This is a genomic window from Nocardiopsis kunsanensis DSM 44524 (genome assembly GCF_000340965.1).
Taxonomy (GTDB): domain Bacteria; phylum Actinomycetota; class Actinomycetes; order Streptosporangiales; family Streptosporangiaceae; genus Nocardiopsis; species Nocardiopsis kunsanensis.
On sequence record NZ_ANAY01000006.1, the window covers coordinates 158,673 to 173,566 of the forward strand.

Annotated in this window: 11 protein-coding genes; 5 read left to right on the forward strand and 6 right to left on the reverse strand. The window is 70.7% G+C overall.

What is annotated here, in order from left to right:
• The first annotated feature begins 72 nt into the window (after nt 1-72).
• Both D456_RS0105110 and D456_RS0105115 read left to right on the forward strand, forming a co-directional pair.
• Nucleotides 73-2,571, forward strand: coding sequence for a LuxR C-terminal-related transcriptional regulator (locus tag D456_RS0105110; RefSeq protein WP_193373806.1), 2,499 nt, complete (start codon nt 73-75; stop codon nt 2,569-2,571).
• Nucleotides 2,572-2,971: 400 nt separating this feature from the next.
• Nucleotides 2,972-3,826, forward strand: a complete 855-nt coding sequence (locus D456_RS0105115) for an AMP-binding protein (protein WP_152442493.1) — start codon at nt 2,972-2,974, stop codon at nt 3,824-3,826.
• Between the two features lie 48 nt (nt 3,827-3,874).
• On the opposite strand, the gene D456_RS0105120 is transcribed toward D456_RS0105115, so the two are convergent.
• The gene (locus D456_RS0105120) at nt 3,875-4,372 is read right to left on the reverse strand and encodes an ATP-binding protein (RefSeq protein WP_026115587.1); all 498 of its coding nucleotides are present in this window, start codon (nt 4,370-4,372) and stop codon (nt 3,875-3,877) included.
• A 292-nt stretch (nt 4,373-4,664) separates the two neighbouring features.
• Here D456_RS0105120 and D456_RS0105125 point away from each other — a divergent pair, with 292 nt between their 5' ends.
• Nucleotides 4,665-5,633, forward strand: a complete 969-nt coding sequence (locus tag D456_RS0105125; RefSeq protein ID WP_017575087.1) for an ATP-binding protein — start codon at nt 4,665-4,667, stop codon at nt 5,631-5,633.
• 767 nt (nt 5,634-6,400) lie between these two features.
• On the opposite strand, the gene D456_RS0105135 is transcribed toward D456_RS0105125, so the two are convergent.
• Entirely contained in the window at nt 6,401-7,243 is an 843-nt protein-coding gene (locus D456_RS0105135; RefSeq protein ID WP_017575089.1) for a GNAT family N-acetyltransferase, read from the reverse strand.
• A 93-nt stretch (nt 7,244-7,336) separates the two neighbouring features.
• On the reverse strand, nt 7,337-8,956 hold the full coding sequence (locus tag D456_RS0105140) for an alpha/beta fold hydrolase (protein ID WP_017575090.1): 1,620 nt from the start codon (nt 8,954-8,956) through the stop codon (nt 7,337-7,339).
• A gap of 139 nt (nt 8,957-9,095) precedes the next feature.
• Here D456_RS0105140 and D456_RS0105145 point away from each other — a divergent pair, with 139 nt between their 5' ends.
• Nucleotides 9,096-9,554, forward strand: a complete 459-nt coding sequence (locus tag D456_RS0105145; RefSeq protein ID WP_017575091.1) for an Lrp/AsnC family transcriptional regulator — start codon at nt 9,096-9,098, stop codon at nt 9,552-9,554.
• Nucleotides 9,555-9,650: 96 nt separating this feature from the next.
• Nucleotides 9,651-10,364 (forward strand): haloacid dehalogenase type II, encoded by a 714-nt coding sequence (locus tag D456_RS0105150; RefSeq protein WP_017575092.1) that lies wholly within the window; start codon nt 9,651-9,653, stop codon nt 10,362-10,364.
• A gap of 22 nt (nt 10,365-10,386) precedes the next feature.
• On the opposite strand, the gene D456_RS0105155 is transcribed toward D456_RS0105150, so the two are convergent.
• The 3 genes from D456_RS0105155 to D456_RS0105165 form a co-directional block, all read right to left on the reverse strand.
• Nucleotides 10,387-12,105 carry a flavin monoamine oxidase family protein gene (locus D456_RS0105155; RefSeq protein WP_017575093.1) on the reverse strand — a complete coding sequence of 573 codons (1,719 nt, stop codon included), beginning with the start codon at nt 12,103-12,105 and terminating at the stop codon, nt 10,387-10,389.
• Nucleotides 12,106-12,138: 33 nt separating this feature from the next.
• Nucleotides 12,139-12,948, reverse strand: a complete 810-nt coding sequence (locus D456_RS0105160; protein ID WP_017575094.1) for a carbon-nitrogen hydrolase family protein — start codon at nt 12,946-12,948, stop codon at nt 12,139-12,141.
• Between the two features lie 211 nt (nt 12,949-13,159).
• Complete coding sequence (locus D456_RS0105165) at nt 13,160-14,617, reverse strand: amino acid permease (RefSeq protein ID WP_017575095.1); 1,458 nt, start codon at nt 14,615-14,617, stop codon at nt 13,160-13,162.
• Between the last annotated feature and the right edge of the window lie 277 nt (nt 14,618-14,894).

The window sequence follows — 14,894 nt, forward strand, 5'->3', positions numbered from 1 at the left end:
GATCGGACCTCGCCTCGTTCGACCACCCCTGCATGTGAGGCCCGGTCCTGCCCCTGACTACTTGTGAAGGCCATGGCACCTCTGACCGCCCCGGCGCGACACAACCTTCCGAGGCCCAATACGGGTTTCGTCGGTCGCGAGCGGGATTTGAGCGACCTGCTCCGCCTCCTCGGCTCCAGCCGTTCCGTCACCCTCTGCGGCCCCGACGGCATGGGCAAGACCCGGCTGGCTCTGCGCGTGGCGGAACAGTCCACTGTGTCCTTTCCCGACGGCGTGTGGTTCGCCGATCTCAGTGACACCCGCACGCCCATCGACGTCTTCGCGCGTATCGCGGCGGCCGTGGGTGTGGTCGAGGAAGCCGGGCGACCGTTGTCGAACACGGTGTCCCAGGCGTTGCGCCATCGCCGCCTGCTGTTGGTCCTGGACGGGTGCGGGCACATCGAGGCGGCGGTCGACGAGGTCGGCAAGGAGCTGCTGGCCTCGTGCCCGCAGGTGTCGTTGTTACTGACCAGCGAGGCCCCGATCCGGCTGCCCGGTGGCACCGTGTGGAGGGTCCCGCCGATGGCGCTGCCTGCCGCCTCCCGCAACGCGCCCCCGCCGGACCCGGCCGAGTCCGAGGCGGTGCGCCTGTTCCTGGACCGCGCCCGCACCCGCGACCCGCGCTTCTCCGCCACCGCGGACGAGCTGGAGGAGATCGCGCTGCTGTGCGACATGGCGGGCGGGGTCCCGCTGGGGGTGGAGGTCATGGGTACCTGTGCACCCGAGGTCGGCCCCAGCACCCTGGCGATGAAGCTGCGCGCACACCTGTCGTCGCCCTCGGCCCGCCCCGGTCCCGGACAGGCGGTCTCGCGCAGCCAGGTCCTGCCGCTGGTCCTGGAGTACGCGTACCTGGGGCTGTCCGAGCGCGAGCGTGTACTGCTGCGCCGTCTGTCGGTCTTCCGCGGCTGGGACCTGGAACTGGCCGAGCGGGTGTGCGCCGACGAGAGCCTGCCCGAGGGCGAGATCCTGGACCTGCTCACGTCGTTGCACAACCGTGCGCTGATCACGGTCACGGGCGAGGTGGAGAACCGGGTCCGGTACTGCCTGCCGGATGCTGTGCGTACGTTCGCCGCCGGGCGTCTGGCCGAGGCCGGGGAGAGCGAGCTCATGCAGCGCCGGCTCACGGACCGGATGCTGGAGATGGTCGAGCACCTGGGTCGGCAGCTGGAGTCCAGCCGTGCCATGCCGTGGACGGAACGGGACGCCGGCCGCCAGCGGGTACTGACCGAGTACGACACCTTGAGAGCTCTGGTCAGCCACTCGCTGGACACAGGGGACGCCGAACACGGGCTGCGCCTGTGTGTGGATCTGGTCTCGCACTGGGTGAGCCACAACAGCTACGCCGAGGGCGCGCACTGGATGGACCGGCTCCTGGCGACGGAGGAGGCCGCCAAGGCCCCCTCTCTGGCGCGGGCGTACGTGGCCCGTGCCCAGCTCGCGCGGGTGCAGCGCGACCACGCCCATGCGCTCGCGTTGGGTGGGGAGGGCCTGCGTCTGGCCCGGGAGTCCGGCGAGGACCGGTACGTGCGCACGGCCTTGAACCTGCTCTCCCTGGTGGAGGTGCGCGAGCGGCGGACCGACAGTGCGTCGGTACGGGTCGAGGAGGCGCTGCGCTTGAGCCGGGAGACCGGCGATCTGTGGGGCGAGGCGATCTGCCTGGGTACCCGTGCCGCGCTGGTGGCGCAGCAGGGCGATTTCCCGACCGCCGATCAGCACTACAACGCTGCGCTGGACCTCTTGCGGAGCATGGACCACCGCTGGGGTGTCGGGATCACCCTCATCGGCCAGGCCCGTGCGGCCGAGGAGGCCTCCGACCTCATGACCGCGGACCGCTGTTATCGGGAGGCCCTGGACACCCAGAGGCTGATCGGTGCGTCGGGCCAGGAGGCGCTGTGTTTGACGGGGATCGGTCGGATCGCGCAGGCGCAGGGCCACACCGGGCAGGCCTACGACTACCTGTCCGAGGGCCTGCTGTTGAGCCTGTCCACGGGGCAGCGCTGGGCGGCGGCCCAGGCGCTGATCTCGATCGCCCGGGTGGCCTTCGGCCAAGGTCTGCGTGAGCCCGCCTGCCGCCTGGCGGGTGCGGCGGCGTCGGTGCGCGAGCGGCTGGACCTGCCCACGAACCCGGCACCGTGGCCCTTCGGTGACGCCGGGCAGGAGGCCGGGGATCACGGACGGTTGGTGCGCTGGTGGGAGCAGGGTGCCCGGCTCGAGCTGGCCGATGCGGTCACGGAGGCCGAGTACCTGATCGACGAGGCGCGCAAGCCCGTTTCGCAGCGGCGCCTGCGGGACCCTGAGCCGGAACCGGATCCCGGTACCCCCGAGCCCGGGTCGGAGCCGCCCGAGAAGTGCCTGACCAAGCGGGAGGTCGAGGTCGCGGACCTGGTGAGCCGTGGGTTCACCAACCCGCAGATCGCCGAGGAGCTGTTCATCTCTCCCTCGACGGCCGCCCGGCACGTGGCCAACATCAACCGCAAGACCGGGTTCACCTCCCGCACGCGGATCGGTGAGTGGGTCCGGCGGCACCGTTAGCGGGCCCGGCCGTCGGAGGGCCGTTGCCGAACGACACGCGTGCAGGGGTGTAGATAATGCATGTTCTCTCAATCTACATATGCACATGCACCGTCCCATGCATGTGCATCCGGCTTTCGGCACGCTAGGCTGCTGAGCACTGGGGCACCGGATCCACCGCAGCAGGAAACGGGTCCGTGAGCCCCGGGCAGGCCGCCGCGCCCCGGTCCCGGGGCGGACGGCGGCCCCATCGACCCGGGTGACTTCCCGGGGTCCGGTGGGATCACGCGTCGGCGCGGGAGGCGTCCGGGGAGGGGCGGTCCCGCACCGGTCGACGCGATGCCACCGGGCTCGTCACGTGGAGGGGGCGTGACGAGCCCGGTAGCGGTCCCGCCGTCACAGAGTCGGAGTGGGGGAACGCATGGGGGCAGGACTGTCTTCAGGAACCGACCGGCCGGGCCGGCATCTTCCGCGCAGGGATGCCCCGATCGGGTCACTCACCGGCGGGCTGAGCGAGCGGCTGCGTCTGCGTCCGACGCGCGGCGGGACGATCCGCGGCCGGGACCGCCGGGTGGACGGACTGACCTTCGCCGCGACCATCGAACAGGCTGCCGCCGGGCTCAGCCGCCGCGGCATGTGCCTGGGGGACGTGGTCGGGGTACTCGCCCCGGTCTCCCCGGAGCGGTTCCTGGCCACGTACACGGTGATGGCCGTGGGCGGGCGTGCTCTGCCGCTGTGCCCGTCGACGCCGACGGAGGACCAGGCGGCGGCGCTCGGTGCGACCGATGCACGGCTGGTCCTGGCTGACGCGGACCACACCGAAGCCGCACAGGAGTTGGCCGAACGCTCCCGGGTCCGCCAGATCATCTCCTTCGGTGATTCGCGCGGGGCGACCCCGTTCGAGGAGCTCCTGCTTCCCAGCCCGGACGGCAGCGGTTACAACCCGTCCCGGGGGCTGTTCGACAACGGGGTCCTCGGCTACGAGACCACACCCGAGGGTTTGCTGACGACGCTGTACCCGCACAACGATCTACTGGCCCGGTTCACCGATCTGCGCGACCACCTGGGGCTGGCCCCGGAGGACGTCGTGGCGGTGGAGGACGGAGCGGACGAACCCACCGGTACGGCGCTGGTGGCGTCGGCGCTGTGGATGGGGGCGTGTGTGGTGGCCGGCAGCGACTGTCCGCCGCCGGAGGGGCGTTGTGTGACGGTGCGCTGCGGGCGGGGCGCACCGGTACGGGTCGCCCCGCCGGAGAGCAGTGCGGGGGCCTTCTGAGGGCGCAGGGGTGCACCCGGGCACCGGGGCGCGGATGACGCGTCCGGTCTAGTCCCGGGTGTCGTCGATCTCGAACCAGGCCACGTGGGTGGCGTCGCTGTCGTACTCGCCGCTGCGGGTGGCGCAGCTGTCGACGATGAGCTTGCCGCGGCCGAAGTCCCCGCTGTCGTCGCGGGTGTGGCCGTCGGCGTCGGTCTCGCGTTCGCCCTGGTCGGCCACTGCCACACGCAGACGGGCACCGTCGGAGCGGATGAACAGGGTCATGACCCCGCCGCTCTGCCCCGAGCGCGAGTGCAGGAGGGCGTTGGTGGCCACCTCGCTGACGGCCAGTTCCGAGTCGTCGAGGGAGCTCTCGCTGTGGCCCATGCCGCCGAGGAACTCGCGCACCCGGGCACGGATCGAGCGCACGGCCGTCAGGTTGCCCGCGCAGCTCCACACCGTGTGGTCGGTGGAACCACCGGTGAGGTCGCCCGTGTCGATCGTGGGCGTGGCCCCTGCCGTGCCGTCCGCGGGCACATATTCCCGGAGTTGCCTCGCCTCAGCCATCCGGTCACTCCAATCACCCGCGTCGGGCGCGCGGGTCGCGCCGTCTGCCACTCACCCTAGACAAGGGTCTACTGCCCCAAGCACAGCACACCGGGGTTGGCGCCACCCGACCCGGGCCACAAAGTCCCGTTCCGTGTCCTCCCCGATGTCCACCAAGGAACCAGCCTAGGCCCCAGGGTTGCGCATGTGATGTGTAACACCTTGTTAATCCACGCCCGATCGGCCGATTCCCCTGACAGCGTCGACAACAGGAACGATAATCGTTTTCGTATTCGACGCTGGAAGGACCCCCATGAAGATCGCGTTCGCGGGCAAGGGCGGTAGTGGCAAGACCACCCTGTCCGCCCTGTTCACCCGCTACCTGGCCGCACAGGGGCTGCCGGTCGTGGCCATCGACGCCGACATCAACCAGAATCTGGGCCACGCCCTCGGGCTCGGCCCCGACGAACTCGGCCGCATGCGCCCGCTCGGCACGAACCTGGCCGAGATCAAGGAGCTCCTGCGCGGGGACAACCCGCGCATCACCTCGGCCGGGGCCATGGTCAAAACCACCCCTCCCGGGAGGGGCTCACGCCTGCTGACCCTGGACGGCGACAACCCCGTCCACGCGCGCTTCGGCACACCTGCCGCCGGCGCCACGCTCATGGTCACCGGCCCCTTCTCCGAGAACGACCTGGGTGTGTCCTGCTACCACTCCAAGGTCGGGGCCGCCGAGATGTACCTCAACCACCTGGTCGACGGGGCCGGCGAGTACGTCGTCGTCGACATGACCGCGGGCGCCGACTCCTTCGCCTCGGGGCTCTTCACCAGGTTCGACGTGACCTTCCTGATCGCCGAACCCACCGTGCGCGGCGTCGGGGTGTACCGCCAGTACGCCGACCACGCCCGCGACCACGGCGTGTGCATCCGCGTCATCGGCAACAAGGTGCAGGACGAGTCGGACGTGGAGTTCCTGCGCGAGCACGTGGGCCAGGCCCTGGACGCGTACGTGACGCAGTCAGGGTTCGTGCGCGCGCTGGAGAAAGGACGCCTCCCCGACCTGTCCGCCTTGGAGGAGGACAACGTCAAGACCCTCGCGGGCATGCGCGACACGGTCGACGCCACCCCCAAGGACTGGGAACGCTTCACACGGCAGTCGGCCGAGTTCCACCTGCGCAACGCCCGGGCCTGGGCCAACGACGCCAAGGGCGCCGACCTGACCGCCCAGCTCGACCCGGATTTCCTCATGGGGCCTTCAGCGCTGGAAGGGCGGACAGGGTGAGCCCAGAGGTGCCGCCGAGTGGTGGCCCACGGGGTGGACACCACGTTCCCGCCGCTCGGCGGCACCGGTCGGGACACGGCCCCGCCCCGCCACAGCGGGTCGGGAACGGGCCCGGGGCGCGGCGCCGTACACACACGGACACGTGTTGGCGCACCGCGCTCGGGGCCTTCCGGTACCGTCCCGTTGCTCCGGGATCACCCAGCGCTCCGGTCTCCTCGTGCACGGCCCGCACGGTCCCGGCGAGGGTACTGCCCCGGTCGCGTCCGGGGCCACGGCCTCGGCCCCGGTCCCTGCGACTGCCAGGGCGCGGTCCAGATGCAGGAGAGCCCGGCCTCGATGAGTTGCCGGCCCTGGCCTCCTCCTCCGGACGCGCCGCAGGCACCGAGGGCGCCGGCCGGCGCTACGGCGCTCCCCGAAGCTCCGACGGACCGGAGGAACTGTCGGCGTTCCGTTGAACCGAGGTGGGACACGTTCGCTCCTTGTGCGGGGAAGGCCCCGAGGAGAGCCGGCACAACAGCACCCTGGACATATGACGTCTGATGTCTGATGCCCCCGCCTCGCCCCAGTCCGCAGGAGGCATCAGTGGTGAGAAAGCACGCACACCGGCGCGCCGCCAGGCAGCCACGAGGCGCGCCGGTTCCTGCAGCCCGAGGCTGTAGGAATCCCCGGGTTTCACCCCGGGGAGGGCGTCGAGAACACAGCACCTTCGCCAGGTTCAACTCCGCCCGGCTCGGTGAGAACTGCTGACGGGTACGCGGGTGGCCGGCTCAGAACAGGACGGACATGACCTCGCCGACCTGGCGGAACCCGACCCTTTCGTAGGTGGCGCGGGCGGCGAGGTTGAAATCGTTGACGTAGAGCGTGACGCGGGGTGCGATCTCGGCGAGGGCGTACTCGACGACGGCGGCCATGCCGGCGCTGGAGTGGCCGCGCCCGCGCAGATCGGGGTGGACCCACACGCCCTGGATCTGGCAGGCGTGGGGGGTGACGGCACCGATCTCGGCCTTGAACACGACCCGGCCGTCCTCGATACGGGCGAGTGCGCGGCCGGTGCGCACGAGTTCGGCCACACGGGCGCGGTAGAGGGAGCCCCCGTCGCCGGAGTCCGGCGGTACCCCGACCTCCTCGGTGAACATGGCGACACAGGCCGGAACGATGGTGTCCAGTTCGGAGGGCCGGACGCGACGCACGAGCGGGTCGGCGGGGACGGCCGGAGCGTGGTCGATCTCCAGTACGGGTTGGCTGGCACGGATGGCGCGGGCCGGGCCCCAGGCGGGGGTGACCTGGTTCCAGAAGTCGCTGACGGCCTCGACCGGTCCGACGATGGAGGAACAGCGGCGGCCGCGCCACTTGGCGTGGTCGGCGAAGCTGCGTACGGCCGAGGGCCCGGCGTTGACGGGGACGAGGTTGGCCCCGGAGTAGCACAGGGCGGTGAGGCGGCCGCCCTCGACGTGGCCCCACACCTCGGTACCGACGGAGTTGGGTCCGAGGCCGGTCGTCATCAGACGCGAGGTGACGAAGACGTTGCCGACGGGGTCGGTGTCGAGCAGCGCGCGGACGGCTTCACGGTCGTGTTCGCCGAGGATCCGTACCGGTGAGGTCCGCAACATCGCCTCTCCTGCTCGTGCCTTCCGCGGTGCCGGACGGCTGTCGCTGTGCGAACGGTCTACGTAGTTCGCACCAGTTACAGCGTATTCCACCGGTTACTCACCCCCGTCAGGGTGCCCGCGACCGAGGCTCCCGGCCCGGTCGGGCAGGTCCTGCGTTGCGCTCCGGGTGTTGCGGGGCTCGGGCGCGGGCGGGGCCTGGCAGAGGGCGTCGTACTCGCCTCCGGTGCGTTCGGGCAGGGAACCGTCGCGCAGGTAGCCGGTGACGATCCCGTCGACGCAGGGGTTGCCGCCGAAGGAGACGGCGTGGGTGCTGCCGCTCTTCTCGACGGTGAGCGAGGCGCCGGGCATGTGGGCGCGCAGGTTCTGGGCGCCGTGGAGCGGGGTGGCTCCGTCACCGGTCGCGTGCACCAGCAGGGCCCCGCCCTCGTAGGCGGGTCCGTGCCCGGGACCGTCACCGAGTTGGTACCACTCACCGGAGTCGGCCGACCAGGACGCACACGCCGCGTTGTACCAGATGTTGTTCCACCCGATGAACGGCGCTTCCCCGTGGGCCTGTCGTCCGGCGCTCTCCCAGACCTCGCGGCCGGAGGGCCAGTGGGAGTCGGTGCACTGGACAGCGTTGTAGCCGCCGCGGTTCCGGTCGTCCTCGGGCCCCTCCCCCGTCTCGGTGTCGAGCGCGACCAGCGCGGAGGGGTCGCCGTCGACGATCCGGTCGGCGAGTGCGGCGCCCACGACGGGCCAGGCCCGGTCGGTGTAGGCGACGGTGACGGAGAGGTTCTCCAGTTCGGTGGGGCCGACGGTGCCTTCCAGTGGTTCTTCGCGCAGTTCCTCGCGCAGGCGGTGGTAGGCGCGGGCGACCTCCTGCGCGCTGCTGCCGAGGCCGAAGGTGTCGTCGTGGCGAGCCACCCAGTCGAAGAAGTTGTCGGCGGCACGCTCGATCGCGCGGCTCTGGGCGAGGTTGCTCTCGTACCAGGGGGTGTCGGGGTCGACGACGCTGTCGAGCACCAGTCGGTCGACGCTCTCGGGGAAGAGGGAGGAGAAGACGGCCCCGAGGTAGGTTCCGTAGGAGTAGCCGAGGTAGTCGACGCTCTCCAGCCCGAGGGCGGCACGCAGGGCGTCCATGTCACGGGCGGTGTCGACGGTGCTCATGTGGTCCAGGAGACGGCCGGTGTTGTCGGCGCACGCTTGGGCGTAGGATTCGGCCTCCTGCCAGAGGGCACCGGTGTCTCCGGGGGTCTCGGGTATCGAGGGGGTCCGGACGGACTCGAAGGCCGAGGGATCGCACTCGACGGCGGGGACGGAGGCACCGCTCCCGCGCGGGTCGAAGCCGACAACGGCGTAGTCCCTGCGCAGGTCCTCGGGCAGTCCCTGGTGGGTGCGGGTGGCCAGGCCCCGGCCCGGACTTCCGGGGCCGCCGGGGTTGACCAGGAGGGTGCGTTCGGCCTCACCGCCGGTGGAGGCACGGGCGAGGGCGAGCTCGACGGTCTCCCCGTCCGTGTTCCCCCCGCGGTCGTGGTCCAAGGGCAGGACGAGAGTGGCGCACTCGAGGGTCTCCTCCCCCACCGGCAGGAGGTCCTCGCACTCCTGCCAGCGGAGGTCGCGGTGGTCGCTCCGGAAGGCGGGTGCCGCATCGGCCGTCTGTACGGGCAGCACGGTCACCACCGGTGTCAGGAGCGCCCCCGCCGTGGCGGCCGCCCAGGTTCGTGTACGCACTCGCCGTCTCCCCCTCTTCGAAAGCCCCGAGCATTGTTTCCCTTACCGTGTGTAATCAACAGAAGCGACACGGGGCCCGGCACGGCAGGCACCGGTAGCATGGCCCCGGAACACAGCAGGCCTGGGAAAAAGGGGCAGCATGCGGCTGGATCGTGTCGATGAGCGCATCATCGCGATACTCGGCGCGGACGCGCGGATGAGCTTCTCCGAGATCGGCGCCGAGGTCGGCCTGAGCCCTTCCGCCGTCAAACGGCGCGTCGACCGCCTCATGGAGTCCGGGGCCGTACGCGGCTTCACCGTCGTCGTCGAACCCCACGCCATCGGGTGGACCACCGAGGCCTTCATCGAGCTGTACTGCCGGGCGCGCACCTCACCGGGCGAGATCCGTGACGGTCTCACCGGTTACCCCGAGATCACCTCGGCGTGCACCGTCACCGGCGAGGCCGACGCCCTCGTGCAGGTACGCGCCCGCGACACCCAGCATCTGGAGGACGTCATCGAGCGCATCGGCGCCGAGCCCTTCGTGGTGCGTACCAAGAGCACGCTGGTGCTGTCCCGGCTCGTGGATCAGCCGGTCCTGTCGGGGTCGGCCGACTGACCGGATCGTCCTGAGAGCGTCTTCCTGGAGAGGCGGATTCCGCCGTGCGGGTAAGCACATCCACGACCCGCAAGCGGCTGAAGAGGAAGCGCAACCATGGCCGAGGCACCTGACATCGTGGCCTTCGATGTCCTCGGGACGATCGTCGACTGGCACACCGGCGTCACCGAGCACCTACGGGAGACGTTCGCACGCCGGGACCTTGACACCGACCCGGCCGCGTTCGCCGTCGCGTGGCGGGGCCGGTACTTGCCCGCTCTGCGGAGGGTCAACGACGGGAACCGCCCATGGGCCTCTCTGGACACTCTGCACCGGGAATCTCTCGACGCCCTGCTTGACGAACACGGCATCGGGTCCCGGCTCGACGAGTCCGACCGGAGGCGGCTGGTGGGAACTTGGCACCGGCTTCCCGCCTGGCCCGACAGCGCTGAGTTGATCACCCGGTTGAAGCGCCGCTCCACCGTTGTCGCGCTCTCCAACGGCAGCTTCGCACTCCTGGTGTCCCTCGCCAAGGCGGCCGGTCTCCCGTTCGACGGCATCATCTCGGCGGAGTTCACCCATACCTACAAGCCCGCCCCCGAGCCCTACGCCAAAGCGGCCGAACTGCTGGAGGTGGACCCGGGCGAGATCCTGCTCGTGGCGGCCCACGGCTGGGATCTCGCCGGGGCCGCCTCCGCGGGCCTGCGCACAGCTTTCCTCGAACGCCCGGACGAGTACGGGCCCGGCGAGCGGACCGAACGGTCCACGGACGCAACGTGCGGCCTCGCCGCCGCATCCGCTGCGGAACTGGCCCGTCGGCTGGGTTGCTGAGGACCCCGGTCCACTCATGGCCTCAGTTCTCCGGCAGGGCCACCGGTGCGAGGGCGTCGAACTCGTCGCCGGGCCCCGGGTTGGCGGGATCGGTGGAGCCGCCGAGGTGGTTCATCACCCCCCACACCGCATTGAGCGCCGTCTGTACGGCGCCCTCGGCCCAGCCGGCGGTCCACGACACGTCGTCCCCGGCCAGGAACAGGCCGCGGTGGCGCGGTTCCAGGTCGCGCTGGACGAAGTGGGTGAACAGGCGCCGCTGGTACCGGTAGTGGCCCGGGAGGTTGGCCTTGAACGCACCCAGGAAGTAGGGCTCGTCCTCCCACGAGACGGTGACGGGGTCCCCGGTGATGTGGGACCGGATGTCCACGCCCGGGTAGATCTTGGCCAGCGAGGAGAGCATGACCTCCAGGCGTTCCCCGGCCGACAGCGGCAGCCATTTCAGGGAGTCGTCGCACCAGGTGTAGGACAGGCAGATCGCCGCCGGGCCGTCCGGGTCGGGGCCCTCCAGGAGGTAGGTGCCGCGGGTCATCCGGTCGGTCAGGGTCATACTCATGGTGTCGCGGCCCGTGTCCGGGTCCTTGTCCCGCCAGAACGCCCGGTCGACCGGGACGAAGAGCTTGGCCGACTCCATGTAGTGGGTGCGTTCGACGGCGCTCCAGTGGTCGATGGGGAGCAGGTCCTCGTCGGCCTCGATCTTGGCGAGCAGCATCCAGCTCTGCGCGGTGAAGACGGCGGAGCGGTAGGTGCGGGTGGAGCCGGAGGCGTCGGTGACGGTGATGTTGCCGGACGGGTCCCCCTGGGCGTGGGTGCGGCGCAGCGCGGTCACCGCCGGGCGCGGGCCGTCCGGGTACAGGGTCTCGAGCGAGGTGCCCGGGGCCCAGTGCACGGTCTTGTCGGGGGCCAGGCTCCACAACCGCTCGGGCAGGCGCTGGACACCGCCGACGACGCTGCGGTGGTCGTCGTCGGCGCCCGTGTAGGTGATGCGCAGGATCTCCAGGATCGAGTTCGGGAAGTCGGTGTCCCACCCGCCTGTGCCGAACCCGACCTGGCCGAAGATCTCCCGCAGCCGGAAGGAGGAGGCGAATCCGGGTGCCTGGCAGAGGAAACCGTAGAAGGTCTGGTCGTCGAGGCGTTCCACGACCCGGTTCCAGATCTGCTTCTGGGTGGCCGTGTCCCGGTCCCGGACGGCCTGCTGCATACGGGTGTGCTCGACGCCCTCCAGCGCCTCGTCCCAGGCCCGGGCCACCTCGCGGTAGATCTCGGGCAGGTCGTCGAGGCCGGTGGCGTAGTGCGAGCGCCCCTTGAGGTCGACCACGGTGCTGGGCGCTGCGGGCGACAGGGGGTTGGGGAAGGGCTCGGTCTCCAGGCCGACCGTGTCGAGGTAGTGCTGGAAGGCGGCCGAGGACGGCGGGAAGCGCATCGCCCCCATCTCGGCGACGACCTCGTCGGGGGCGCCCGGGAAGTGCTCGCTGCGCAGGCGCCCGCCGATGCGGTCGGCCTCGTACACGACGGGGCGCAGGCCCATCCGCAGGAGCTCGAAGGCGGTGACGATCCCGGCCAGCCCGCCGCCGATGACGGCGATCTCGGTGCCGTGCTCGGTCGCGGGTACCTGGCCGAGCCCGGCCGGGTGGGACAGGAAGCGGTCGTAGGCGAACGGGAAGTCGGGGCCGTTCATGGTGAGCGGGGCGTTGCCCCCGGCCTCGTTCCCGACGGGGACGGACGTGGGCACGGCAGAGGTCATGGTCTCCTCCTCCGGGTGAGGGGCGGTGCGGGCTCAGCTGCTGAGCGACTGGTACAGGTCCGGGCGGCGGTCGTCCAGGTAGGACGGCTCCGCCGAGGGGGCGCGGGCCGCCCCTGCGTCCAGGTCGGCGACCAGCAACGCCTCCTGCCTCCCGGCACGCAGGAGTTCGGCGCCGTCGGGTCCTGCGAGGGTGCTCAGGCCGACGTAGTCGAGGCCGGACTCGGCGTCGCACCGGTTCACGTAGGCCAGATGGATCCGGTTCTCCATGGCGCGGGCAGGGACCAGCACGCTCGCCACGGCGGTGTCGGGCGCCATGAGCGCGGTGGGCACGACGAGCAGTTCGGTCCCGGCCAGGGCATGGGCGCGCACGGTCTCGGGGAACTCCACGTCGTAACAGATCAGGAGACCGATGCGGTGGCCGTGCAGGTCGGTCTGGACGACCAGGTCCTCACCGGGCACGAAGGCGCCGTGGTCGAGGTCGCCGAACAGGTGGGTCTTGCGGTAGGTGGCCAGGGCCGTGCCGTGGGTGCCGACGAGTTGGACGCTGTTGTACACGCGCTCCCCGTCGCGTTCGGGGAAACCGTGCACGATCGCCACCCCGGCGCGGGCGGCGATGCCGGCCACCGCCCTGCTCAGGGGCCCGTCGGCGGGTTCGGCCCTGTCGGCGATCGCGTCGGGGGCGAGCGCGTAGCCGGTCATGGACATCTCGGGTGTGATCAGCAGGTGGGCCCCGGAGGCGGCCGCGGAGCGGGCCCGCTCGGCGAGCCGTTCCAGGGCGGCGTCCGTGTCACCGCTGGGCCCGGTGCCCTGGTCCAGGGCAACACGCAGTGCCGGTCGTGTCATTGGGTTCCACCCCCGTCCACACGTCGGCGTCGGTAACTGCGCCCACTCTAGGCGTAGGAACGCGCGTGGATCGTGTGTCGCGCAAGCACTTCGATGCGTAGTTCCCCCCTGCTCTGTATTTTCGTTGCGCGATAGAGGCGCAGAACGCACGAGGTCCCGTGTTCCGACTCGTGGAACACGGGACCTGCGGTACTGATTCCGGGGAGGAGGCTCAGGCGCGGACCTCGGCGGCGGCGTCGTCCTCCAGGGCCGAGCGGCGCATGCCGTAGGCGAAGTAGACGACCAGGCCGAGCAGGAGCCAGGCGCCGAAAGCCACCCACACGCTCATGGACATGCTCACGACCAGGAACACGCACGCGAACACGCCCAGCAGCGGGGTGACCGGGGCGCCGGGCACGCGGAAGGCGCGCGGCAGGTCCGGGCGGGTACGGCGCAGCACGAGCACGGCCACGTTGACCAGTGCGAAGGCGAACAGGGTCCCGATCGAGGTGGCGTCGGCGAGCGGGCCCAGCGGGACGAACGCGGCCAGGACGGCGACGAACACCGAGGTGATCAGGGTGTTGGCACGGGGTGTGCCCTTGGCGTCGAGCTTGGCGAAGAGGGCGGGGATGAGCCCGTCACGCGACATCGCGTACAGGATCCGGGTCTGGCTGTAGAGGACGACCAGGACGACACTGGCCAGGGCCAGGACGGCTCCCCCGGCGAAGACGACCGCCCACACGGGGGTGCCGGTGACCGCGGTCAGGATGCCGGCCAGGGTGGTCTCACCGTCGGAGAACCGGCCCCAGTTCATGGCGCCGACGGCGGCGAACGCGACGAGGCAGTACAGGGCGGTGACCAGGACCAGTGAGAACATGATGGCGCGGGGCAGGTCGCGCTGCGGGTTCTTGGCCTCCTCGCTGGCCGTGGAGACCGAGTCGAACCCGATGTAGGAGAAGAACAGGGTGGCGCCGGCGGCGCTGACCCCGGCCATCCCCATGGGCATGAACGGGGCGAAGTTGCCCTCCCGCACGGCGGTCACCGAGATCCCGACGAACATGACCAGGATCGCGACCTTGATCAGGACCATGACGGCGTTGGCGCGGGTGCTCTCCCGCACCCCGGCCAGCAGGGCGAACATCGCCAGCAGCACCACGACGGCGGCCGGCACGTTGATGAGGCCGCCCTCCATCGGCCCGAACAGGAACTCCTGGGGCAGGGTCATGCCCGTGGTCAGGTGCAGGAACTCGTTGATGTACTGCCCCCACCCGACACCGATGGCGGCGACGGAGACCCCGTAGGTGAGCATCAGGCACCAGCCGCACACCCAGGCCATGAACTCGCCCATGGTGGCGTAGCTGTAGGAGTAGGCCGATCCGGAAGCGGGGATCATGCCGGCCATCTCGGCGTAGGCGAGCGCGGAGAAGAGCGCGGTGAGGCCGGCCAGCACGAAGGACAGGACGACCGCCGGCCCGGCGACCGGCACCGCCTCGCCCAGGACCACGAAGATGCCGGTGCCCAGGGTGGCGCCGATACCGATCATGGACAGGTGCCAGAAGCCGAGGTGTCGTCGTAGGCCGCTCGCTTCGGGCCCGCTGGCCTCGGCCACGAGCTTCTCGACGGGCTTGCGGCGCACGAGACGTTCCCTGAGCGCAGGGGTGGCGCGCTCAGGGGCCTTCTGGTCGACCACGGGGTTCTCCTCGGCGTTGTGACTTGTGGGCACACGTGTCCCGCCTTGTGAGCGGACGTCAGGGGGGAGGCAGGCCATTCCTCCGTCGAAGACCGCCGGTGTGCCCTTGACAACATTAATGGTGGATATGTGCAGCGGGCACCATGTTTCTTTGCATCTGCGTACTTTGAGCGCCGCGATCATGCGCAGAGACGCAAGAGAAGGGCTCCTGAAGTGACCGGAATCTCCCGCAGTGAGGGATATCATGGCACCGCCGGCCTCGTGCCGTGCCCCCGTG